The organism is Acidimicrobiales bacterium, assembly GCA_035512495.1.
Lineage (GTDB): Bacteria > Actinomycetota > Acidimicrobiia > Acidimicrobiales > CADCSY01 > DATKDW01.
The window spans coordinates 1-21,133 of record DATKDW010000089.1 but is presented as its reverse complement, the minus strand read 5'-3'; the positions used below and the strand labels follow the sequence as shown (position 1 = coordinate 21,133).

Below are 21,133 nucleotides of genomic sequence, written 5' to 3'. Positions count from 1 at the left end.
CTGATGATCGCCGAAGCACTTGCCGCACTCTCGACCAAGGCCCTCGTCGCCGCCGCCGCCGGCACCCTTGCCGTCACCGGCGCCAGCGCCGTCGTCGTGGCCAACGCCCCCGACGACACTCCGGTGGTCGTCGAGACCGAGGCCCAGGACGACGAGAACCGTCAGGACGGCGACAACCGCCAGGACGACCAGGACAACGTCGAGATCGAGGGCGGCCAGCCCGATGACAACCACGGTGCCACGGTGAGCGAGGCCGCTCAGGACGGCACCACCGGCCCCGACTTGGCCCACATCGCCAGCGATGGCCGCAGCACCGCAGGTGCCGAGAACGGCGCCGAGGCACGGGCCGAGGGCCAGGCACGAGCCGAGGCCGGTCAAGCCAACCAGCCGGACGACACCCCCGCCGGCCCGCCCGAAGGCGTCGACACCGACGACACCGACGACGATGACGACGAGACCGACGCCGACCGTCAGGACGGCGAGCACCGTCCCGACACCCCGGCCGGCCCGCCCGAAGGCGTCGACACCGACGACACCGACGACGACCTCGAGTAGCCCTCTCAGTCCGGCCTGACGGCCGGACGAGGTCGCAGCTCCGGTGCACCCGTGACCCCCGCACCGACTCACAGGACACACAACGGATGGGGCGCCCCGGCGGGGGCGCCCCTTTCGCGTACCCCCCCTTCGCTCAGCCCACGGGGGTGCGGGTCTCCTCGGTCTCGTCGCACGCGGCGAGCAGATCGGCCCAGGTGAGGCCCTCGGCCTCCCACAGGCGGTCGAACACGGCGTCGGCGATGTCGGAGAAGCCGTGCCGGTTGCGGAAGTGGTACAGGCGCCGCTGGCGGTTGGCCGGGTACCCGAGGCGGGCGAAGCGGCCCACGGCGTAGGTGTCCCACGCCGTGCTCTGGGCGAGGGTGAGGTCGTCGTCGGGCGGCGGGTCGCCGAAGGCGTCGTCGAGCCGGTCGCGCACCCGGTGGAGGAGCCGGCCGAGCACGTCGGCGACCGCCTCCTCGCTGAGGTACCGGGGGCGCTTCGGGTCCTCGAAGCCGCCACTCTGGACCTTGACCACCACGGGGTCGAGCGATTCGACCCACACGCGACCCATCGGCGTGGTCTCGTCGACCTCGATGGTGACCGGCGCGGCGATGCCGATCTGGTCGACCAGGGTGGCCGCCACCGCCTCGATGCGGGCCGAGTCGAAGTGGACCATCGTCCACTCCTGCGGCACCACGGTCACGTCGGCCACTAGGCGCTCGCCTTGGAGGTGGCGGCGCGGGCCTCGGCCGCGGCCTCGGACGAGATGGCCGAGATCTCGTCGATCTCGCCATCGGTGAAGCCGGCCAGCTCGCGGAAGCGGCGGGCCAGGCGGATCGGAGCGTCGTCGTCCTCGCCGCGCACGCCACCGAGCGAGAACAGCTTGTCGACGACGCGCTGGAACTCGAGGGCAGCGGCCCGTCGCTCGGGGTCGGTCTCGGTGAGGCGGCGGAGCCAGTCGGAGCCCATCTTCACGTGGGTCACCTCGTCGGCGAGCATCCAGTCCTCGCAGAACTCGAGCACCGGGTCGCCGGCGATCTCGCCGAACTCCTTCATGGTGTTGAACACGTCGATGGCCAGACCCTCGAGGGCCCGGTTCACGCCGGTGAGGCGCAGCACCGGGTCGGGGTTGCAGGCTGCCTCGTAGAGGAAGGTCGACTCGGAGAACTCGCCGAGCTCGGTGCCCATCCAGTCGGAGAGCTTGACGGAGATCTCGCAGTGACGAGCCTCGTCCCAGCACTGGCGCGCCATGTCGAGCTTGAGCTGGAACGGCGCCTGCTCGCGGCCGTCGCCGGTCTCGAAGTCCCAGCAGGTGCGCCCGGCGCCCTCGAGAGCCTGGATCTCACCCACGAAGATGCCGTGCATGAGCGAGCGCGCCGCGTCGGGCGCGTTGGGCACGTCGGGGGTGAGGCGGTTACCGCCCTTGCGGCCGCTGCCCTCGCCGAGACCACGGGGGCCGCGGGGGTCGTTGAAGCGCTGCTCGGTGGTGATGCGGAAGAACCGGCCGTCGCGGGCCAGGTCCTCGGGGGGGTGGATCTTCCTCATGCGGTTGCCTCCTGGGGAGTTGCGTCGTAGGTGAGCTCGTTGGACCCGATGGAGCCGGCGCCGGCGATGCCACCGGCGGCGAGCATGAGCTTGGAGAGCTTGGCCTGGTGGGCAACCGCCCGGTCGATCTCCTCGTCGGTCTCGATGAGCGACTGCAGGAGCATCTCGCCGTCGCGCCAGTCGTCGAACTCGTCTTGGAGGATGAGCTTGAGCGAGCGGATGGTGGGGGCGTCGGTGATCGTGGACGTGTTGTTGAGGTGGTAGGTGTAGGCGGCGATCTTGTGCGGGATCAGGACCCGGTACACGCCCACCAGCTTCTCGATGGTGAGGTCGGCAGCCTCGGGCTCGGTGAGGGCCTCGACGAAGGCCTCCATGCCGTCGGCGGGCACGGTCAACCGCTCGGGGTTCATCTCCCGCAGCTCGGGGAGGCGCTTGTGCCAGAGGTCAGCGTGCCAGGCGTGGTGGTAGCAGTGGGTCCCGAGGCGCATCTTGACGTCGAGCTCGGGCACGGTGGCGATCCAGCCGCCGAGCGCCTCGAACAGCTTCATCTCGATCCACTTGTAGTTCCCGACCCTGCGGGCCGTCTCCTCGACGCTGAAGGCGCCGGGCAGCTCCCGGCGGTCCCAGGGGGCGAAGGCGGGGCGGGGCTTCTTCGGGTCGGCCATGGGGCTCCTCTTGGGGTGGCAGGGCGGCACACGCTGCCGCTCCCTGCCAAGGGTGCCCCCGACTGACCCCGTGGTCAAGAGCGGTGACGCCGGTGTCAGCCGTCAGCCCTGGTAGCCGTTGGTGATGGGGAGGCGGCGGTCCTTGCCGAAGGCCTTCGTGGAGATCCGCACCCCGGGTGGGGCCTGTCGGCGCTTCCACTCCGCCCGGTCGACCAGACGGGTGACGAGGCCCACCACCTCGGGGTCGAAGCCGGCCTCGACGAGCTCGCTCGAGGTGAGGTCGTCGCCGACGTAGGCGTCGATGACCGGGTCGAGCACCTCGTAGGGCGGCAGGCTCTGGTCGTCGCGCTGGCCGGGTCGCAGCTCGGCCGACGGTGGCTTCGTGAGCACCGCCTCGGGGATCACGTCGGTGCCGGCACGCCGGTTGCGGTCGCGGCAGAGCGCGTAGACGAGGGTCTTCGGGACGTCCTTGATGACGGCGAAGCCCCCGGCCATGTCGACGCCGTAGATCGTCGTGTAGCCCACGGCCAGCTCGCTCTTGTTGCCGCAGACCAGCACCAGCCAGCCCGGTCGCTTGTTGGCCAGCGCCATGAGCAGGTTGGCCCTGATGCGACCCTGCAGGTTCTCCTCGGCCACCCCCTCCTCGGTGCCCTCGAACGCCGGTGCCAGCATCTCGAGCATGGCGGCGTGCGCCGGTTCGATGGCGATGGTGGTGAGCTCGATGCCGAGTCGCCCGGCGAGCACCTCCGAGTCGCTGATGGAGCCGTCGGAGGAGTAGCGCGACGGCATGGCGACGGCGTGGACGTTGGCCGGGCCGAGGGCGTCGGCGGCGATGGCCGCCACCAGCGACGAGTCGATCCCGCCCGAGAGCCCGAACACGACGTCGGTGAAGCCGTTCTTGGCGACGTAGTCGCGCAGGCCGAGCACCAGGGCCTCGTAGACCTCGTGGACCGGTTCGAGGGTCGGGCAGATCGGCGGGTGCAACCGCTCGGCAGGTGACCGCTGCTCGCCGGCCTCGCTGACCGTGACCACCGGCAGGGCAGGCGAGCGCTCGCGGCCCCGGGGGTCGAGCAGGCGCTTGCGGAACACCGGCCGGGCGTTGACATCCATCACCATCATGTGCTCGACGAACTGCGGCGAACGGGCCAGCAGCTCGCCGTCGGCGTCGAACACCAGCGAGGCGCCGTCGAAGACCAGCTCGTCCTGGCCGCCGACCTGGTTGACGTACACCAGCGCGCAGGAGGAGTCGGCCGCCCGGGTGGCGAGCATGCGCTCGCGCTCGGCCAGGCGACCGGCGTAGTAGGGCGAGGCGTTGAGGTTGACGATGAGCTCGGCCCCACCGGAGGCCTGGTCGAGGATGGGGCCGTCGGGATCCCATGCGTCCTCGCAGACCGAGATCCCGACGCGCACCCCGGCGACGAGGAACAAGGTGGGCTCGTCGGTGCTGGGGGCGAAGTAGCGCTGCTCGTCGAACACGGCGTAGTTGGGAAGCAGGCGCTTGCGGTAGGTGCCGACCACCCGGCCGCCGGCGCAGACGGCGGCCGCGTTGAACAGGTCGCGCTCGGCGTCGACGAAGCCGACCACCGCCGCGCAGTGGCCCGTGCGCGCCGCCAGCCGGTCGAGGGCGGCGCGGTTGTCGGCGATGAAGCCGGGTTTGAGCAGCAGGTCCTCGGGCGGGTAGCCGGTGATCGCCAGCTCCGGGAACACGGCGAGGTCGCAAGCCTGCGACTCGGCGTCGTCGAGCGCGGCGAGCATGCGGTCGACGTTGCCCTCGAGGTCACCGACCACCACGTTGAGCTGGCACAGGGCGACGCGCACGACCGGCATGGACCGAGGTTACGACCCGTGCCGGGCATGGCCACACTGGTGGGGTGCCCCTCAAGCCCAGCGCACCAGGCGACCTCGACGCTGCCGTCGAGTCGTCGGCCGCGCCGGCGCTGGCGCGCGTCGCCATCGAGCGCCTGGCCGACGCCCACGGCGGCCTGCGCGACCGGCTTGTGGAGGATCCCGGACTCGCCACCACCGTGGTCGCGGTGTGCGCCGCCAGCCGCTCGCTGACCCAGCTGCTGGAGACCGATGCCCAGGCCCTCGACGTGCTGGCCCGCACCGACCACCGTCGGCCCCCACCCGTTGACGGCGACCTCGACGAGGGCGCCCTCCAGCGATGGAAGGCACTCGAGTACCTCCGCATCGCGGCGCGCGACCTCACCGGTCTCGACGACATGCCCACCACCGCCCGGGCGGTTGCCGACATGGCCGGCGACGTGGTTCGGGGCGCGTGTGCCATCGCCGAGGCCGACGGCCTCGTGGTGATCGGCATGGGGAAGCTCGGCGGCCAGGAGCTGAACTACGCCAGCGACATCGACCTGATGTTCGTCGCCGACGACGCCTGCACCCCGAAGGAGGCCGAGGGGGCGGCACGGGAGGTCATGGCCATCTCCCGCCAGTGCTTCCGCGTCGACGCCAACCTGCGTCCCGAGGGCCGCGACGGGCCACTGACCCGCACGGTGCCGTCGTTCCAGGCGTACTGGTCGAGGTGGGCCCAGCCGTGGGAGCGCCAGGCCCTGCTCAAGGCCCGCCCCGTCGCCGGTCCGCCGACGGTGGCCGCCGCCTGGGTCGAGGCAGCTGAGGCGCACCTGTGGGGAGAGCCGCTGGGCGCCGATGAGCTCAGGTCGCTGCGGACCATGAAGGCCCGCACCGAGGCGCAGGTGGCGCGCAAGGGCATGAGCGACCGCGAGCTGAAGACCGGCGTGGGGGGCATCCGCGACATCGAGTTCGCGGTGCAGCTGCTGCAGCTGGTGCACGGCCGCCACGACCCCGCGCTGCGATGCCCGTCCACGCTGGACGCACTGGCGGAGCTGTCGTCGGCCGGCTACGTCGCCCCCGACGACGCCGACTCGCTCGCCCGCTGCTACCGGTTCCTGCGGGACGTGGAGCACCGGGTCCAGCTCGTCGACGAGCGCCAGCTCCACGCGGTGCCGAGCGGCGCCGCCGATCGGGAGCGCCTGGCGAAGGTGCTTGGCTTCTCGTCCACGCCCGACGCCTCGGCCCTCGAGGCCTTCGACGCCGAGCTGGCGCGGACGCGCTCCACCGTCCGGACCATCCACGAGCGCCTGTACTTCCGCCCCCTGCTCGAGGCCTTCGCCGGCGCCCCGGGACGGCTGACAGCCGAGGCCGCCGCCACCCGGCTGGCCGCATTCGGCTTCTCCCAGGCCGATCGCACCCGCCAGGCCGTGGCCGAGCTCACCAAGGGCCTCACCCGCTCGTCCCGCCTGATGCACCAGCTGCTGCCCCTGCTGCTGGGCTGGCTCTCCGACAGCCCGGACCCCGACCGGGGCCTGATGGGGCTGCGCACGCTCGCCTCGGGCGTCCAGCGCTCCACCGAGCTGGCACGGGCGTTCCGCGAGTCGCCGGAGTCTGCCCGTCGACTGTGCACGCTGATCGGCACCAGCCGCCTGCTGACCGACGTCCTCGAGCGCAACCCCGACCTGATCCCCGACCTCGGCGACGACGACGCGATCGCGCCGCTCTCCAAGGCCACGCTGCTCGAGAAGGCCACGACCGCCCTCGAGTGGCGCGACCCGGAATCGCGGTTGGCCCGCCTCCGGCGCTTCAAGGAGCGCGAGGTGCTGCGCATCACCGCCCGCGACGTCCTCGACCTGTCGAGCGTCGACGCCACCGCCGAGGACCTCACCGCCCTGGCCGAGGCGACGGTGGAGGGCGCGCTGCTCGCCGTGGCGCCGTCGTTGCCCTTCGCCGTGGTCGCCCTCGGCCGCTTCGGTGGCGTCGAGCTCTCGTACGGCAGCGACCTCGACGTGATCTTCGTCTACGAGGGCGCCACCGACGACGACCGCGCCGAAGCGGAACGGGTGGCGACGCAGCTCCTGCGGGGGGTCAAGGGCGCCAACCCGTCGGAGCGCATCTACGAGCTCGACGCCGACCTCCGCCCCGAGGGGCGCCAGGGCCCCCTGGCCCGGAGCCTCGACGGGTATCGCTCGTACTTCGAGCGGTGGGCCGACGTGTGGGAGCGCCAGGCCATGCTCCGGGCCCGGCCCGTCGCGGGTGACCCAGAGCTCGCCGGCGCCTTCATCGAGATGATGGCGCCGTTCGTCTGGGACGCCCCCCTCTCCGAGACCGACGAGCGGGAGATCCGTCGCATCAAGGCCCGGGTCGAGCGGGAGCGGATCCCTGCCGGCGAGGACCCGCAGTTCCACCTCAAGCTGGGCCGAGGGTCGCTGTCCGACATCGAGTTCTGTGCCCAGCTCCTCCAGCTCCGCCACGGTGTGCGCGCCCCCGGGACGATGGAGGCGTTGGCCCGGTTGGCGGCAGCCGACGTCCTCGCCCACGACGACATGGAGGTGCTGGCCGGCGCCTACCGGTTCTGCGAGCGGGCCCGCAACCGGCTCTTCCTCGTCCACGGAAGCACCCAGGACGCCCTCCCCCAGCATGCCGACGAGCTCGGGCGCCTCGCCCGGTCGCTCGACTCCACGCCCGTCGAGGTGCGCGAGGGCTACCGCCGCGTCACCCGCAGGTCCCGCGCCGTGGTCGAGCGCCTCTTCTACGGTGTCGACCGGTGAACCGGACGACGGCGGACGAAGCGGCAGCGGCGACGCTGGCCGTACGGGTGGCGGGTCGCGGGCGGGCGGTCGCGTCGGTCGCGCTGGTCCTGCTGACGGTCCTCGTCCTCGCCGGCGCGGCAGGCGCGCAGATCCTCGACCCCGAGCCCGAACCGGAGCCCGAACCCGAGGCCACGACCACCACCACGACCACGCTCGTGCCCGAGCCCACGACGACCACCACCACCGAGGCGCCGCCGCCGGAGGAGGAAGAAGAGCCACCGCCGCCCGACGAGGAGCCCGAGGCGCCACCGGCGACGGACCCCCCGCCACCGACCACCGCCCCGACCGCCCCCACCACGGCGCCCCCTCCCCCGCCGCCGACCGAGGAAGGGGAGCCACCGCCGACCACCTTCCGGCCCGAGACCTCCGGCGAGGCACCGGCCGACGAGGTCGACGACGCCCTGCTGCCCCGCGCCGGCACCGGCGCGCTCCCGACGCTGGTCGCCCTGTCGCTCACCGGCACCGCCGTGGCGGTCGGGATCATGGCGACGCAGTGGTACCGGACCCGGCCAGCGCCGGGCGCCGCACCCGCCCGCCGGCCGTCTCTCCGGCCGCGCCTCAGAGGCCGAGGGTCAACCGGGACACGAGGTCCTTGACGGACGTGGGCGTGAGCCGGTCTCCCAGCGCCATCATCTGGGCGTCGATCCCCACCAGGTACCGGGCCCGGGGCGACCGCGCCGAGATGGCCTTGGCGATCACGTCGGCGACCTGACTCGGCTGGCCCATGAGCGGCTCACCGAGCTGCATGGCCCGCTTCGAGCGTTCGTAAGCGGTCCGGTAGCGGGAGTCGCCACGGTTGGCGATGTCGCGCTCCATGTCCTCCCAGATGTTGGTCTTGAAGCCCCCCGGCTCCACCAGCACCACCTTCACCCCGGCGGAGCCGACCTCGACGCGCAGGGCGTCGGACAGCGCTTCGAGGGCGTGCTTGGCGGCCGTGTACCACCCGGCCAGCGGGGCGGTGGCCAGCCCGGCGATCGACGAGACGTTGACGATGCGCCCCTCGCCCCGCTCGCGCATGGCCGGCAGGGCGAGTCGGGCCAGGCGCATGGGGGCGACCACCATGGTCTCGAGCAGCGCCCGGGCCTCGTCGTCCTCGATGTCCTCGACCGCACCCGTGACCCCGTAGCCGGCGTTGTTGACCAGGCCGTAGAGGTCGAGGCCGGCCAACACCTCGGCGCAGGCGTCCTCGTCGGTCACGTCGAGCTGCACCGTGTCGACCTTGACCCCGGCGTCGGCGGCCGCCTTGGCCACCACCTCCGCCTTGGCCTCTGACCGGACGGAGCCGATGGGGTGGTAGTCGCGGCGGCCGAGGGCGAGGACGGTCTGGAGGCCGATCCCCGAGTTGGCGCCGGTCACGAGCACGGAGCGGGTCATGACGCCGTTCTACCCCCGCACGGGGAACCGAAGCGAGGCGACCGGCCCGGCTCGCTCACCAGTCGCCGGCGAGGTCGCGGCGGCCCTGCTTGCTCGACTCGGCGGCGTGGAGGAGCAGGTTGCGCGCCATCGAGCTCTCGTGGAGCGCCGACCGCGCGGCGTAGATCTCGGCGCGGACCTCGTGCACCTCGGCTGCGGCGGGGTCGGCGATCACCGCGTGCTCCACGAGGTGGCAGGCCATGCGGTGGTCCCCACCGGCGGCGAGGGCGCGAGCGCGGTCGAGGACGGGTCCGATCCCGCCGGCGAGGGCAACCCACTCGGCGGCCTGCTGTGCCCTGGGCGCCGGCAGGAGGTTGTCCGGCTCGCCGTCGTACCAGCCGCCGTAGCGGCGCCAGACGTTGCGGACGATGAACTGGGGGTGGTCGTAGACCGGCCGCAGGTAGGGCTTGCCCAGCAGGTGGGCCGGCACCTCCACCTCGTGGATGACCCGGTCGAGGCTGGCGCCGGTGTTCATGAGGGTGAGGGTCTGGGCCTCGAGCGACTCCAACAGCTCGGCGGTGTCGGTGAGGGCCACCGCCACCCGGTCGGCGCCGAAGATCGGCAGCCCGTGCCCGCAGAGGAGCACCTCTGCCCCCGTGCCGGCCATCTGGCGCAGGGCCGCGGCCCAGTCGCTCACGAAGCGCTGCACCTTCTGCGGGTTGCCGGCGTTGGGGACGGCCCAGATGAAGAGGTCGCCGGGGTGGAGGACCCGGAGCGAGGGCACCCACGTCCAGGTGGCGTCGTCGGTCTCGCCGCGAGCGTGGCGGAGCTCGAAGGCGGTGTCGCCGTAGGCGAAGGTGAGGCGCTCGTCGTAGGTGACGTCGGGATAGCGCCAGTCGGCGGGCCAGGTGAAGCCGTCCACGGGCAGGCCGAACTGGCGCTGGTTGATCGCCGCGTTCCACTCCCGGGTCCGCTCGTAGCGCCGGAAGTGGTCGGGCACCTCTTCGTGGGCGTAGACCACGGGCTGGCCCCACCCCCGCTCGGTCGCCTCGGCCTCGAAGCGGGCGGTGCCGAAGACGTGGTCGACGTGGTGGTGGGAGAACACCGCGGCGCGCATCGGTGCCTCGGGCCGCCAGCCCCGGACCGACTCGTAGACGTGGTGGGTGTCGAAGGGTCCACCGGTGTCGAGCATCACGAGGCCGTCGCCGGTGTCGACGGCGTTGACGCTGGCGATGCTCTTGAGGCAGAAGACCCCCTCGGCGATCTCCTCCCCGACGCGGCCGGCTGCCGGCGTCACCGGGTGCTCGGCGTGGACGAGGTCGCCCTCCCCCTGCCAGTGGCGCTCGGCCAGCTCGTGGATCGTGGGCATGGGTCTCCCTCTGCGGGGTTCCGGTCGTTCGGCACCGTAGGTCGCCCACGGTGCCGCCGCCGGCCGAACCGGAGTACGCCAATCCTTTTGACAGTAACGCTGTCAGGACGTAGGGTTCACCGGCTCGTTGTCGTCATCGGAAGGTCCTGATGTCCGCCACCACCTGCCCGGAGCCCAACCTCCCGCCAGCGACCGACGCGGGGACGGCCGAGATCCGCTTCACAGACTCCTGCCGGCCCTGCGTGCGGACGCCCGACGAGCGCTTCGCCGACCTGCCCGACTGGCCGTTCGAGCCGCGGTACACCACCGTCGACGGCCTGCGGGTGCACTACGTGGACGAGGGACCCTCCGACGGCGAGGTCGTCGTCCTCCTCCACGGGCAGCCGACGTGGGGCTACCTCTACCGCAAGATGATCCCGGTCCTGAGCGCCGCCGGCCATCGGGTCGTCGTCCCGGACCTCGTCGGGACCGGCCGCTCCGACAAGCCGGTGCAGATCGAGGACTACCGCTTCCTCCAGCACGTGTCGTGGTTCGAGGGCTTCCTCGACGCCCTCGACCTCCGGGACATCACGATCTTCGTGCAGGACTGGGGCAGCCTCATCGGGCTGCGGGCCGTCGGAAACGACCCCGACCGCTACGCGCGGGTGGTGGTGGCCAACGGCCAGCTGCCGGTCGTGCCCGAAGGCTTCGAGCTGCTCCAGCTCCCGGACGAGCTCGAGCCCGACGACGACATGGTCCTGCCCTTCGCCGACCCCGGCCTGCAGGGGCTCTCGTGGGCCGAGCAGTTCCAGCGGTGGGCCGTCTTCTCCCTCGTCGGGACGAAGTTCCGAGCGTCGGACGTGGTCGACAGCGGCACCGCCACCTCGCTGAGCCCCGAGGAGCTGGCGGCCTACGACGCCCCCTTCCCCTCCCGCATCCACATGGCAGGGGTGCGCGCCTTCCCCTCCCTCGTCAACACCCTCGGCGAGGCACCGACCAACGAGGCGGCCCAAGCGGCGCTCGACGCCTTCGAACGTCCGGCGCTCACGCTCTTCGGGCGCCTCGACAAGGGCCTGGGCACCGACGCGGTCCAGTCGCTGATCCGCGACCGGGTGCCCGGCGCCGCCGGACTCGACCACCACGCCTACGACGACGCCAGCCACTTCATCCAGGAGGACAAGGGGGACGACCTGGCGCGCCGGGTCGACGAGCTCATCCGGTCGACGCCACCGACCTAGACCTCGACCCTGGCCACGTAGACGGTGTTGGACGCCTCGCCGTCGGTGTAGGGGTTGGCGAAGGTGACCACGTGGGCGTCACAGGTGGCGAAGACCTCGCCCACCGCCGAGACGAAGCGGTCCTCGGGCGGGTCGTCGGACCACAGCGCGAACACCCCACCGGGATGGAGGCGCTCGCCGACGCGGCGGAGGCCGTCGACCTCGTAGAAGGCGGAGTGGCTCGGGTGCAGCACGCGCGACGGGCTGTGGTCGACGTCGAGGAGGATGGCGTGGTGGCGGTGGGGTGCCCCGTCGCCGAACGGCGCGCCACCGGCGGTGAGGGCGAAGAAGTCCCCGTGGACCAGCGCGCAGCGCGGATCCTCGACGAGCCCCGGCGAGAGCGGCAGCAGGCGGTCCCGGTGCCAGCCGATCACCTCGGCGAGGGCGTCGACGACGCGCACGGAGGAGACCCTGGCGTCGGCCAGGGCGGCGTGGGCGGTGTAGCCGAGACCGAGGCCTCCCACGACGACGTCGAGGTCGTCGCCTGCCACCTCGGCGAGGCCAAGGCGCGCCAGCGCCACCTCGGCCACCGTGAAGAGGCTCGACATCAGGAACTCGTCGTCGAGGCGTGCCTCGTAGACGTCGACCTGCAGCGAGGGTTCGCGCCGCCGCCGCAGGCTGATCACGCCCATGGGCGTCTGGCGGTGGTCGATCTCCTCGAACAGCACGGTGCCGGTGTCCTCCCTGGCCGGGCGAGCGGCGCCCGGGGCAGCATCGCACGGCACTGGTGAGCAGGGCACCGGTCCCCCGGGGCCAGTTGGTGAGGCGGGCGCGATCGGCTGACGCTTCCGTCAACAGGCTGCTAGGAAGGCGGCATGGTCGCCGAGCCCGCTGAGAACCCGCCCGTGGTCGACGACCTCCACACCCGCCTGCTCGAGCGGCGGGCGGTGGTGCGCACCTACGTCCGCTCGGCCGAGGTGGTCGACCACGGGCCCACGTGGGTGGTGCTGCGCACCACCGACACGGTCACGCGGCGGTTCAGCAGGTTCGCCGACGACACCGAGGCAAGCGACGAGCTACCCGCCGATGGCGACGCCATCAACGGGTCGATGCGCCTGGACCTGGTCGCCGACGGCACCGTTCGAGTCCGCTACGCCCAGGCGCCCTCGGTGGGAGCGAACCGCAACCCCATGGTGGTGGGCGAACCCCCCGCGCCGTCGTCCCCAGAGGTCGCCGTCCACCACGACCACGTCCTGCTGACCACCGGCGAGGCGAGCATCCGCGTCGCCCTCAAGCCGCTGACGATCTCGGTGACCACCCCCGACCGGGGCGAGGTCGCGCTCATCGGCGGGCGCGAGAAGAACCAGTGGAACCTCTGGGACAGCTGGAACACCGGGATCTGCCGCACCGCCGCCGGCGACCCGCTGGCCGTGGAGTGCTTCGCCCTGCGACCCCAGGAGGCCATCTACGGCTTCGGCGAGCAGTTCCTGGCCCTCGACAAGGTGGGCCAGACCATCGACGTGAACATGGTGGAGGCCACGGGGACCACCACCCCGCGCAGCTACAAGAACATCCCCTTCTTCGTGTCGACGAGCGGCTACGGCGTGTTCCTCAACCACTCGTGCCGCATGACCGCCTGGGTGGGGAGCATGGCGGCGGCCGACGTGCAGGTCGCCCTGGAGGACGACTTCCTCGACTACTACGTGCTCCTCGGCGACATCGGCGAGGTCCTCTCCGCCTACACCGACCTGACGGGCAAGAGCCACGTGCCGCCGGCGTGGAGCTTCGGGTGGTGGCAGAGCAAGATCTCCTACCGCTCGGCCGAGGAGACCCTCGAGGTGATCCATCGCATGCGCGAGGAGGGCCACCCGGTCGACGTGCTCCACCTCGACACCCACTGGTTCCGCGAGGACTGGCGCTGCGACCTCGAGTTCGACCCCGAACGCTTCCCCGACCCGGCCGGCTACCTGGCCGAGCTGGCGGCACTCGGCGTCAAGGTCTGCCTCTGGCAGCTCCCGTACATCCCCGAGGGGAGCCGGCTGTTCGACGAGCTGGCCGCCGCCGGTGGCTTCGTGCGCAACGCCGACGGGGGCATCTACGACATCGGCATCTGCTACACCCCCGGCTGGACGGGCGGCGTGGTCGGCTGCATCGACTTCACCAACCCGGAGGGCGTGCGAGTCTACCAGGAGCACCTGCGCCGGCTCTTCGCACTCGGTGCTCGGGCCATCAAGGTCGACTTCGGCGAGCAGGCGCCCCTCGACGGCGTGTACCACGACGGCACGCCCGGCCACCGCGCCCACAACCTCTACCCGCTGCTCTACAACCGAGCGGTGGCCGAGGTCACGGCGGAGGCGACGGGCGACTGGATCATCTGGGCCCGATCGGCGTGGGCCGGCAGCCAGCGCTACCCGCTCCACTGGGGCGGCGACAGCAGCCCCAACTGGCACAACCTCGGACCTCAGCTGGCCGGCGGGCTGTCGCTCGGGCTGTCGGGCTTCAGCTTCTGGAGCCAGGACATCGGCGGCTTCCTCGGCGAGACGGGCGGCGACCTCCTGGTGCGGTGGGTGCAGGCGGGCGTGTTCCTCTCGCATGCCCGCATCCATGGCGTGGGCACCCGCGAGCTCCTCCGCTTCCCGCCCGAGGTGCGCGACATCTGCGCCGACTACGTGCGCCTGCGCTACCGCCTCCTCCCCTACCTCCTGGGCGCCGCCGCCGACGCGGTCGCCCGGTCGGTGCCAATGGCCCGAGCCCTGGTCGTCGACTTCCAGGACGATCCCTCGACGTGGCGCATCGCCGACCAGTGGATGCTCGGCGACTCGCTCCTCGTGGCGCCGGTGATGGACGCCTCGGGGCGACGGCGGGTGTACCTCCCGGCGGGGTCCTGGACCGATTGGTGGACCGGGGAGCGGGTGGAGGGTCGACGCTGGATCGACGTGAAGGCCCCGCTGGAGGTGCTGCCGCTGTACGTGCGCGAGGGCGGGGTGATCGCCCTCGGGCCCGAGCTGCAGCACGTCGGCGAGCGCCCCACCGCTGAGCTCCTGATCCGGATCGCGCCGTTCACCGCCGGCGGCGAGCGGACGCTGGTGGCCGTCGTCGACGGCGAGGACGTCGCCATCCGGTACCGGGCCGAGGCCGGCCGCCACACGGTGAGGGTCAGCGCGACCGGCGCGTCGGTGCGGGCGGAGGTGCTCGGCGAGGGCGCGCCCGACGTCGAGCTCGTCGAGGCCTGAAGCCGACCCAGTACCGGGAGGCGGCCGGGCACGAGCCCACTTGATGACGCTACCGTCAAGACCATGGCCGACTTCACCCAGATCAAGGTCGAGCGCGACGGGCCGGTAGCGGTCGTGACGCTCGACCGTCCGAAGCAGATGAACGCGTGGACGTGGACGATGTCCGCCGAGCTGGGCCGGGCGTTCGGCGAGCTCGACGCCGACGACTCGTGCCGGGCCATCGTGGTCACCGGAGCCGGGCGAGCCTTCTGCGCCGGGGCCGACCTGGGCGGCGGTGAGGGCACGTTCTCCGGGGGGTCCAAGGCCATCGGGACGCGCGATGATGCCGCCGACGCCCGTCGCTCCACGCCGGTCCACCAGCTGCGCACCCCGGTCATCGCCGCCATCAACGGCGCTGCCGTCGGTGCCGGGCTCACCATGACCGTCGAGTGGGACCTGCGGGTGGCGGGCGACGACGTGAAGCTGGGCTTCGTGTTCAACCGGCGGGGCGTGATGCCCGATGCCGACCTCCTGTGGCTCGTCCCCCGCCTCATCGGGGCGTCGAGGGCCATGGACCTCCTCCTCACCGGTCGCATCTTCCGTGGGCGGGAGGCCGCCGAGATGGGGCTGGTGAACCGGTCGGTTCCCGACGACCAGGTCCTCAACACCGCCATGGAGCTCGCCCGCGACATCGCGGTGAACACCGCTCCCGTCTCCGCCGCCCTCACCAAGCGCGTGCTCTGGGAGTTCCTCACGGTCTCGGAGCGAGGGCCGGCGGCCAGGCGCCAGATGGCCATGTTCGGGTGGACCGGGCGTCAGGCGGACGCCAAGGAAGGCGTGATGGCCTTCCTCGAGAAGCGCGACCCCGAGTGGAAGCTGTCCAAGACCACCGACTACCCCGACGACCTGTGAGCACCGGCGTGCGGTCCTCTCGGGCCGAGGTCGACTACGGACCGTCCGCCCGGGCCGTCGCCGCCGAGGCGCGGGCATGGCTCGAGGAGCACGCCCACGAGGCGACGAGCCACGTCGAGACGCGGGGGGTCGCGCCGAAGGGAGCCTGGACCCAGCGTCTCCGCGAGGCACGCTGGCTGTGCCTGGGTTGGCCCCCCGAGGTCGGCGGGCGCGGCCTCTCGGGGCTCGAGGCCGCCGCCGTCGACGCCGAGTTCACCCGAGCGGGCGTGGCCCGGCCGACCCTGGGCATGGGGGAGAGCCTGGTCGGTCCGGCGATCATCGTCCACGGCACCGAGGAGCAGAAGGCCCACTTCCTCCCCCGGATCCTCGACGGCACCGACCGCTACTGCCAGGGGTTCTCGGAACCCGACGCCGGCTCCGACCTCGCCAACGTGCAGACCCGCGGGGTCGTCGACGGCGACGAGGTCGTCATCACCGGTCAGAAGGTGTGGACCAGCTGGTACTGGGACGCCACCATGATCTTCACCCTCTGCCGCACCAACCCCGATGCCGCCAAGCACGACGGGATCTCCTACGTCCTCGTGCCGCTCGACCGCGGCGACGACGGCCGGCCCCGGAACGGGATCGAGCTGCGACCGCTCCGCCAGATCGGCGGGGAGGCGCACTTCGCCGAGACGTTCCTCGACGGAGCGCGGGCGCCGCTGTTCAACGTCATCGGCGGCCTCGACAACGGCTGGCGCGTCTCCAAGACGACCCTCGGCAACGAGCGCGGCGGCTCGGCAGCCACCCAGCACGTCCGCTTCGAGATCATGGTCCGCAAGCTGATCGAGGAGGCCCGCCGGCGGGGTCGGGCCGGCGACCCGGTGCTGCGCCAGCGCCTCGCGACGATGCACACCCGGGTGCAGCTCATCCGCTACGGCGGCCTCCGCACGCTGGCGTCGCTGATCGACACCGGCGACCCCGGTCCGGCGGCGTCGACCAACAAGATGCTGTGGTCGGAGCTCCACCGTGACCTCGCCGAGCTGGCCCTCGAGGTCCTCGGCGCCGACGCCACCGTGGTCGGCGAGGGCTACAAGCTGGACCGCTGGCAGGCCGACTTCTTCGGCAGTCGCGCGTCCACCATCTGGGGCGGCACCGCTGAGATCCAGCGCAACATCGTCGGCGAACGGGTCCTCGGCCTGCCCCGCGAGCCCGGCCTGAGCTGACTCGACCTCTTGTTGACGGATGCGTCAGCAGCGGTACCCTCCTCTCATGGCCGTCCCCAGCCGCCCCCCCAACCGGGGGTCCCGCCTCCCACGGGAGCGGCGCCGGGAGCAGCTGCTCGACGTGACGGCCGAGCTCGTGCTCCGAGGCGGTGTCGAGGCCGTCACCATGGAAGGCGTCGCCGCCGCTGCCGGCGTGAGCAAGGGACTCGGCTACGCCTACTTCGCCAACCGGGCGGAGCTGCTCCAGGCTCTGCTCGACCGGGAGCGCGCTGGGCTGCAGGCCCGGGTGGCCGCCGCCCTCGAGACCGCCACCACCTTCGAGGACCGGATCCGTGCCACCACGGCGGGGTGGTTCGACACCGTGGAGGAGCACGGCGCGCTGCTGGGTGCACTGCTCCAGGCCATCCGCGTCGACGGCCTGCAGGCGACCCGCGACGCCTACTACCGCCAGATCGAGGACTTCTACGGGGGGCTGGCAGCAGAGGAGTTCGGGATCCCGCAAGAGGAGGCCGTGACCGCGGCCGCCATCTTCATCAGCGGCCTCAACGGCGTCGTCGACCGCTGGACCGTCGCCGGGCGCCCGCGCGCCGAGGTCGAGGAGACCTACATCACCGCCGTCATGGGCGCGGTGCGGGCCCTGGCCGAGGCGCACGCGCCGGCCCGGCGCTGACCCCGTTGCCCGAGCAGCCGCCGCGCGTCAGGCGGTGCGGCGAGCGCCGTCGACCGCCTCCAACCGCCAGCCCTCCGTGAGCGCGCCCGGCTCGCAGAGCGCCACGGCGCACCCCCCGAAGCCCGCTCCGGTGAGGCGGGCGCCGAACACCCCGGGCGTGCCACGGAGGCGCTCGACCAGCGCGTCGAGCGCCGGGGTGGAGACCTCGAAGTCGTCCCGAAGCGAGGCGTGGCTCTCGTCCATGAGGGCGCCCACCCCGATGGCGTCACCCTGGGCGAGGGCGACCGCCGCGGCTCGCACGCGCCCGTTCTCCGAGATCACGTGACGGGCCCGTCGACGGACGACGGGGTCGTCGAGGTCGTCGAGGTCAGCGAGGCTCGCGTCGCGCAGCGGGCCGATGACCGCGACCGCCCCTTCGCACGCGGCACGGCGCTCGGCGTAGGCGGAGCCGGCGAGGGTCCGGGGCTGGCCCGAGTGGACGGCGACCACCTCGAGCCCGTCGGGGACGGGAACGGGGCTGACCTCGAGGGTGGTGCAGTCGATCAGCAGGGCGTGGCCCGCCACCCCAGCGGCCGAGGTGAGCTGGTCCATCACCCCGCACGGCACCCCCGACGCGCGCTGCTCGGCACGCTGGCAGGCGAGGGCCAGCTCGAGGGGTGTGCCGACGAAGCCGAGGGCGAGGGCCACGGCCACCTCCAGGGCAGCACTCGACGACAGGCCGGCGCCGACCGGCAGGGTGGTCGTGACGGTCCCGGTTGCCCCCACGGAGGGGCGGACCTCGGCCACCACGCCGGCGACGTAGCGCCCCCACCGAGGCTCGACCGCTGCCGGGTCGCCGGGGTCGAGCGGGACCACCACCGGCTCGGGCTCGTCGGCCGAGTCGAGGCGGACCTCGTCGCCACCCACATCGACCTCCACGGTCGTGCCGAGCTGGACGGCCATGGGCAGGACCAGACCCCCCGTGTAGTCGGTGTGGTCCCCGATGAGGTTGACCCGCCCGGGTGCGAACGCACGCACCATCAGGCGTCCCGCAGCTCGGCCGCCGCGTCCTCCGGCACGACCGGGTTGAAGAACACGCCGCTGCCGAGCTCTCCTGCCGCCACGAAGCGCGGCGTGGCCGGCTTGCGCAGGAGCGGCGCGACGTGGGCGTGGAGGTGGGCGGTCGACCAGTCACCCCCGTCGGCGGGACGCTGGTGCCACCACCACATCGTCGGCATGGGTTCGGCGAACAGCCGGTCCAGGCGCCCGAACACGTCGACGAGCAGCGCGGCGAGCTCACCATGGGAGGGCGCGGCGGCCGGCAGGTCGGCCACGTGGTCGTCAGGCGCGAGCACCAGGCCGTAGGGCCACGTGGCCGCGTTCGGGACCCACGCCCGCCACCCGCCCGCCGACGCCACCAGCCGCTCCCCCGGGTCCTCGTCACAGAGCGCGCAGGTGTCGCTGGCGAGCTCCCGCAGCGCGGCGGGGGGCACCTCGTCGAAGGCGTAGATCTGACCGTGGGGGTGCGAGATGGTCGCGCCCACCTCCGGCCCGCGGTTCTCGAAGATCAGGACGTAGTCGACGTCGTCACGGGCGCCGAGCGCCGCCGTGCGCTCTGCCCACAGCGCCACCAGGCGCTCCACGCGATCGGGCGGCAGCGAGGCGATGGTGGCGTCGTGCTCGGGGGCGTAGAGGACGACCTCGGCCCGACCTCCCGGCAGCGGTGGCCAGCGGTTGGGGAACCACCGCACGTCGTAGGGCTCGGGGGCCTCGATCCCGCCGGGACAGAACGGGCAGGACTCGACGGGGAGGTTCGGGCGCGACTGACGGCCACCCACGATCACGGACTGCTCGCCGGTCAGCGGGTCCAGTCGCTCCATCGGTCCGTGGCCCACGCCGCGCGCAAGGCTGCTGTCGGCGGGGGCGTGATCGTCCATGCCGGTACGGTAAGGCGTCGCCCCGTTGTCCGGTGGCGTCGGGCCGGCCACAAACACGTGGGTTGACCCTCACCCATCGCTCCGCATCGCGGAGCATGCCAAGGGGGGACATGTCGCATGTCGGATGAGATCTACACGCTCGGCGCTTGGCGCGTACAGGAAGGCAAGCAGAACGAGTTCGTGGATGCGTGGAAGGCGCTCGGCCGTCACTTTCGAAGCCTTCCGCACCCTCCGGGTGAGGGAACGCTCGTGCAAAGCGTTGACGATCCACAGCAGTTCTACTCGTTTGGTCCGTGGCGGAGCTTGGACGACATCCAGGAGATGCGAAGCCATCCTGACACGCCGAGTGAGATCGGCAAGCTGATGGACCTCTGCGAAGAGGGTCGTCCAGGCGCATACCGCGTCGTTGCCACCGCGTGAGTCGAACTGCTGCTGTGCGTCACCGACTGAGAGTGGCGAGCTCTGCTTCGACGACGTCGGGCTCGATCCAGGTGCCGTCTTCGCCGGTGTGGTCCTGGGCGACGTACATCGGCTGGTTGAACCAGCCGCGAAGAGAGGCGGCGTCCGCCAAGCGCTTCTTCGCGGCACGGGCGGCGTCGCTCGTCCCCATGACCGAGGTGCTCCGAGCTCCATCGATCGCGGGGAAGATGCCGAGCGCGAGGTGCTCCAGCGAGAACACGAGGGTGGTGTCCAGGCCGATCGCCTCCGGTGTGTCGGCGGTGCGGTCGACGGTGTTGAGCGCGACGAGGGTCACGGATCCCTCGGGTGTGAGCCCGGCACTGGCCGTCAGCACGGCGGGGTCGAGCTGCTCGAGCGTGGGGCGGTCGATGGCCAGGATCACGTCGAGGCCTTCGGCGGCAAGACCGGCGGCAAGCCTCGACCCCGCCTCGAAGGCCCGCCCGGCCTCGTCTGGGCCGGTCGCGAGGATGGCGGCGTTGGGCCCTGGGATCCCGGGCTCGGTGACGATGTGGGCCAGGTCGGGTTGGGAGCCGATCGCGGCTCCGGCCCGGCCGACACCGATGCATGCCACGTCGTGCTCGGTGCGCCCGAGCCGGTAGAGGAGCTCGAGGGTGACGACCACGTGTCCGGTGCCGGCGGGGCCGGTCATCTCGATCGTGCCACCCCGCCGGATCGGGGACATCGTGTCGATCACCTTCAAGCCCGTCACGGTGGGCTCGTCTGCCGGTGCGCGCAGCGGTGCGGCGGCGGGTACGTCGAGGTCGGCGTCGTGCACGGCGCCGAGGTAGTTGCGGTAGTCGGTCATGGGTTGCTCCTTGGGGTTGAGGTGTTCGAGTTGGGGGCGGAGGCGGCGGCGAGCATCGTGGAGGCGTTTGCGAACGGCTCCGGAGCTGACGCCGAGCAGCTCGGCCAGCTCGTCGTTCGTCCACCCGACCAGGTAGCGGAGCTCGAGGAGACGGCGGTCCTGGTGCCGGGCGGACGTCAGTGCCAACCGGACGACCGCCGACACTTCGCTTCGTGCCAGATGGTCAGCCGGATCGGCGCCAGGTGCGGCCGGCTCCACCACTGCATCGAGGGTGACCTCGGTGGAGTCGGCGCGTTGTCGGCTGGCCTGCTTGCGAACGATCAGTCGAAGCCACGACGGGAACGCTGCTGCGGTGTGCAGCTCCGGGAGCTTCTGGAGGGCGGCGGCGTAGCTCTCCTGGACGACGTCGTCGATACGGTCGACATGGACGAGGCGTCTCGCGGTCGACCGCACCAACGGCTCGAACCGGCTCAGGAGAGCACTTCGTGCGCTTCCGTCGCCGGCGCGAGCTTCTTCGACGAGCGCAATCCAGTCGGGCAGATGCTCCACACCCACCAGAGTCCCAAGAACGAGTGAGTCGTTACCGCACCGTCCGGGTCATCGCGACACAGGACCGGTCACCCGTCACCGTCCCGAATCCACGATCTGGTCGGTCGACAGACGAAGGACGGAG

19 protein-coding genes are annotated in these 21,133 nt (G+C 72.2%); 9 read left to right on the top strand and 10 right to left on the bottom strand.

The window, feature by feature from the left end:
* Positions 1-555 (top strand): hypothetical protein (locus tag VMN58_12965; protein ID HUF34109.1); only part of this gene is annotated, 555 nt, incomplete at its 5' end.
* A 133-nt stretch (positions 556-688) separates the two neighbouring features.
* Here the strand turns inward: VMN58_12965 and VMN58_12960 are convergent.
* The 4 genes from VMN58_12960 to VMN58_12945 form a co-directional block, all read right to left on the bottom strand.
* On the bottom strand, positions 689-1,246 hold the full coding sequence (locus VMN58_12960; protein HUF34108.1) for a hypothetical protein: 558 nt from the start codon (positions 1,244-1,246) through the stop codon (positions 689-691).
* Entirely contained in the window at positions 1,246-2,079 is an 834-nt protein-coding gene (locus VMN58_12955) for a DUF455 family protein (GenBank protein ID HUF34107.1), read from the bottom strand. Before VMN58_12955 ends, VMN58_12960 begins: the two co-directional genes overlap by 1 nt.
* On the bottom strand, positions 2,076-2,744 hold the full coding sequence (locus VMN58_12950; GenBank protein ID HUF34106.1) for a hypothetical protein: 669 nt from the start codon (positions 2,742-2,744) through the stop codon (positions 2,076-2,078). The genes VMN58_12955 and VMN58_12950 overlap by 4 nt, the downstream gene beginning before the upstream one ends.
* Positions 2,745-2,846: 102 nt before the next feature.
* The gene (locus tag VMN58_12945) at positions 2,847-4,571 is read right to left on the bottom strand and encodes an NAD+ synthase (protein HUF34105.1); all 1,725 of its coding nucleotides are present in this window, start codon (positions 4,569-4,571) and stop codon (positions 2,847-2,849) included.
* Positions 4,572-4,615: 44 nt separating this feature from the next.
* Here VMN58_12945 and VMN58_12940 point away from each other — a divergent pair, with 44 nt between their 5' ends.
* On the top strand, positions 4,616-7,321 hold the full coding sequence (locus VMN58_12940; GenBank protein ID HUF34104.1) for a bifunctional [glutamine synthetase] adenylyltransferase/[glutamine synthetase]-adenylyl-L-tyrosine phosphorylase: 2,706 nt from the start codon (positions 4,616-4,618) through the stop codon (positions 7,319-7,321).
* Positions 7,318-7,959 carry a hypothetical protein gene (locus VMN58_12935; protein ID HUF34103.1) on the top strand — a complete coding sequence of 214 codons (642 nt, stop codon included), beginning with the start codon at positions 7,318-7,320 and terminating at the stop codon, positions 7,957-7,959. The genes VMN58_12940 and VMN58_12935 overlap by 4 nt, the downstream gene beginning before the upstream one ends.
* Here VMN58_12935 and VMN58_12930 read toward each other — a convergent pair.
* Complete coding sequence (locus VMN58_12930) at positions 7,922-8,737, bottom strand: SDR family oxidoreductase (protein HUF34102.1); 816 nt, start codon at positions 8,735-8,737, stop codon at positions 7,922-7,924. The genes VMN58_12935 and VMN58_12930 overlap by 38 nt on opposite strands.
* A 55-nt stretch (positions 8,738-8,792) precedes the next feature.
* Positions 8,793-10,085, bottom strand: coding sequence for an alkyl sulfatase dimerization domain-containing protein (locus VMN58_12925; GenBank protein ID HUF34101.1), 1,293 nt, complete (start codon positions 10,083-10,085; stop codon positions 8,793-8,795).
* A gap of 149 nt (positions 10,086-10,234) precedes the next feature.
* On the opposite strand from VMN58_12925, the gene VMN58_12920 reads away from it, so the two are divergent.
* The gene (locus VMN58_12920) at positions 10,235-11,302 is read left to right on the top strand and encodes a haloalkane dehalogenase (GenBank protein ID HUF34100.1); all 1,068 of its coding nucleotides are present in this window, start codon (positions 10,235-10,237) and stop codon (positions 11,300-11,302) included.
* Here VMN58_12920 and VMN58_12915 read toward each other — a convergent pair.
* Positions 11,299-12,066 carry a spermidine synthase gene (locus VMN58_12915; GenBank protein ID HUF34099.1) on the bottom strand — a complete coding sequence of 256 codons (768 nt, stop codon included), beginning with the start codon at positions 12,064-12,066 and terminating at the stop codon, positions 11,299-11,301. The two genes, VMN58_12920 and VMN58_12915, sit on opposite strands and share 4 nt — an antisense overlap.
* 90 nt (positions 12,067-12,156) lie before the next feature.
* On the opposite strand from VMN58_12915, the gene VMN58_12910 reads away from it, so the two are divergent.
* The 4 genes from VMN58_12910 to VMN58_12895 all read left to right on the top strand — a co-directional run bounded on the left by VMN58_12910 (position 12,157) and on the right by VMN58_12895 (position 17,280).
* Positions 12,157-14,514 (top strand): TIM-barrel domain-containing protein, encoded by a 2,358-nt coding sequence (locus VMN58_12910; GenBank protein HUF34098.1) that lies wholly within the window; start codon positions 12,157-12,159, stop codon positions 14,512-14,514.
* A gap of 63 nt (positions 14,515-14,577) precedes the next feature.
* Positions 14,578-15,405, top strand: coding sequence for an enoyl-CoA hydratase-related protein (locus VMN58_12905; protein HUF34097.1), 828 nt, complete (start codon positions 14,578-14,580; stop codon positions 15,403-15,405).
* Positions 15,402-16,610, top strand: coding sequence for an acyl-CoA dehydrogenase family protein (locus VMN58_12900; protein HUF34096.1), 1,209 nt, complete (start codon positions 15,402-15,404; stop codon positions 16,608-16,610). Before VMN58_12905 ends, VMN58_12900 begins: the two co-directional genes overlap by 4 nt.
* A 46-nt stretch (positions 16,611-16,656) precedes the next feature.
* A complete protein-coding gene (locus VMN58_12895) occupies positions 16,657-17,280 on the top strand; it encodes a TetR/AcrR family transcriptional regulator (GenBank protein HUF34095.1) in 624 nt (207 codons plus the stop codon).
* A 27-nt stretch (positions 17,281-17,307) separates the two neighbouring features.
* On the opposite strand, the gene galK is transcribed toward VMN58_12895, so the two are convergent.
* Positions 17,308-18,300 (bottom strand): galactokinase, encoded by a 993-nt coding sequence (galK, locus tag VMN58_12890; protein ID HUF34094.1) that lies wholly within the window; start codon positions 18,298-18,300, stop codon positions 17,308-17,310.
* On the bottom strand, positions 18,300-19,196 hold the full coding sequence (locus VMN58_12885; GenBank protein HUF34093.1) for a DUF4931 domain-containing protein: 897 nt from the start codon (positions 19,194-19,196) through the stop codon (positions 18,300-18,302). The genes galK and VMN58_12885 overlap by 1 nt, the downstream gene beginning before the upstream one ends.
* Before the next feature lie 117 nt (positions 19,197-19,313).
* On the opposite strand from VMN58_12885, the gene VMN58_12880 reads away from it, so the two are divergent.
* On the top strand, positions 19,314-19,616 hold the full coding sequence (locus tag VMN58_12880) for an antibiotic biosynthesis monooxygenase (GenBank protein HUF34092.1): 303 nt from the start codon (positions 19,314-19,316) through the stop codon (positions 19,614-19,616).
* 19 nt (positions 19,617-19,635) lie between these two features.
* Here VMN58_12880 and VMN58_12875 read toward each other — a convergent pair whose 3' ends face one another.
* Positions 19,636-21,009 carry a sigma-70 family RNA polymerase sigma factor gene (locus VMN58_12875; GenBank protein ID HUF34091.1) on the bottom strand — a complete coding sequence of 458 codons (1,374 nt, stop codon included), beginning with the start codon at positions 21,007-21,009 and terminating at the stop codon, positions 19,636-19,638.
* Between the last annotated feature and the right edge of the window lie 124 nt (positions 21,010-21,133).

Coding starts and splice junctions, on each gene's coding strand:
- VMN58_12910 (HUF34098.1), top strand. CDS start 12,157: ATGGTCGCCGAGCCCGCTGAGAACCCGCCCGTGGTCGACGACCTCCAC.
- VMN58_12885 (HUF34093.1), bottom strand. CDS start 19,196: ATGGACGATCACGCCCCCGCCGACAGCAGCCTTGCGCGCGGCGTGGGC.
- VMN58_12880 (HUF34092.1), top strand. CDS start 19,314: ATGTCGGATGAGATCTACACGCTCGGCGCTTGGCGCGTACAGGAAGGC.
- VMN58_12930 (HUF34102.1), bottom strand. CDS start 8,737: ATGACCCGCTCCGTGCTCGTGACCGGCGCCAACTCGGGGATCGGCCTC.
- VMN58_12950 (HUF34106.1), bottom strand. CDS start 2,744: ATGGCCGACCCGAAGAAGCCCCGCCCCGCCTTCGCCCCCTGGGACCGC.
- VMN58_12895 (HUF34095.1), top strand. CDS start 16,657: ATGGCCGTCCCCAGCCGCCCCCCCAACCGGGGGTCCCGCCTCCCACGG.
- VMN58_12945 (HUF34105.1), bottom strand. CDS start 4,571: ATGCCGGTCGTGCGCGTCGCCCTGTGCCAGCTCAACGTGGTGGTCGGT.
- VMN58_12905 (HUF34097.1), top strand. CDS start 14,578: ATGGCCGACTTCACCCAGATCAAGGTCGAGCGCGACGGGCCGGTAGCG.
- galK (HUF34094.1), bottom strand. CDS start 18,300: ATGGTGCGTGCGTTCGCACCCGGGCGGGTCAACCTCATCGGGGACCAC.
- VMN58_12955 (HUF34107.1), bottom strand. CDS start 2,079: ATGAGGAAGATCCACCCCCCCGAGGACCTGGCCCGCGACGGCCGGTTC.
- VMN58_12920 (HUF34100.1), top strand. CDS start 10,235: ATGTCCGCCACCACCTGCCCGGAGCCCAACCTCCCGCCAGCGACCGAC.
- VMN58_12925 (HUF34101.1), bottom strand. CDS start 10,085: ATGCCCACGATCCACGAGCTGGCCGAGCGCCACTGGCAGGGGGAGGGC.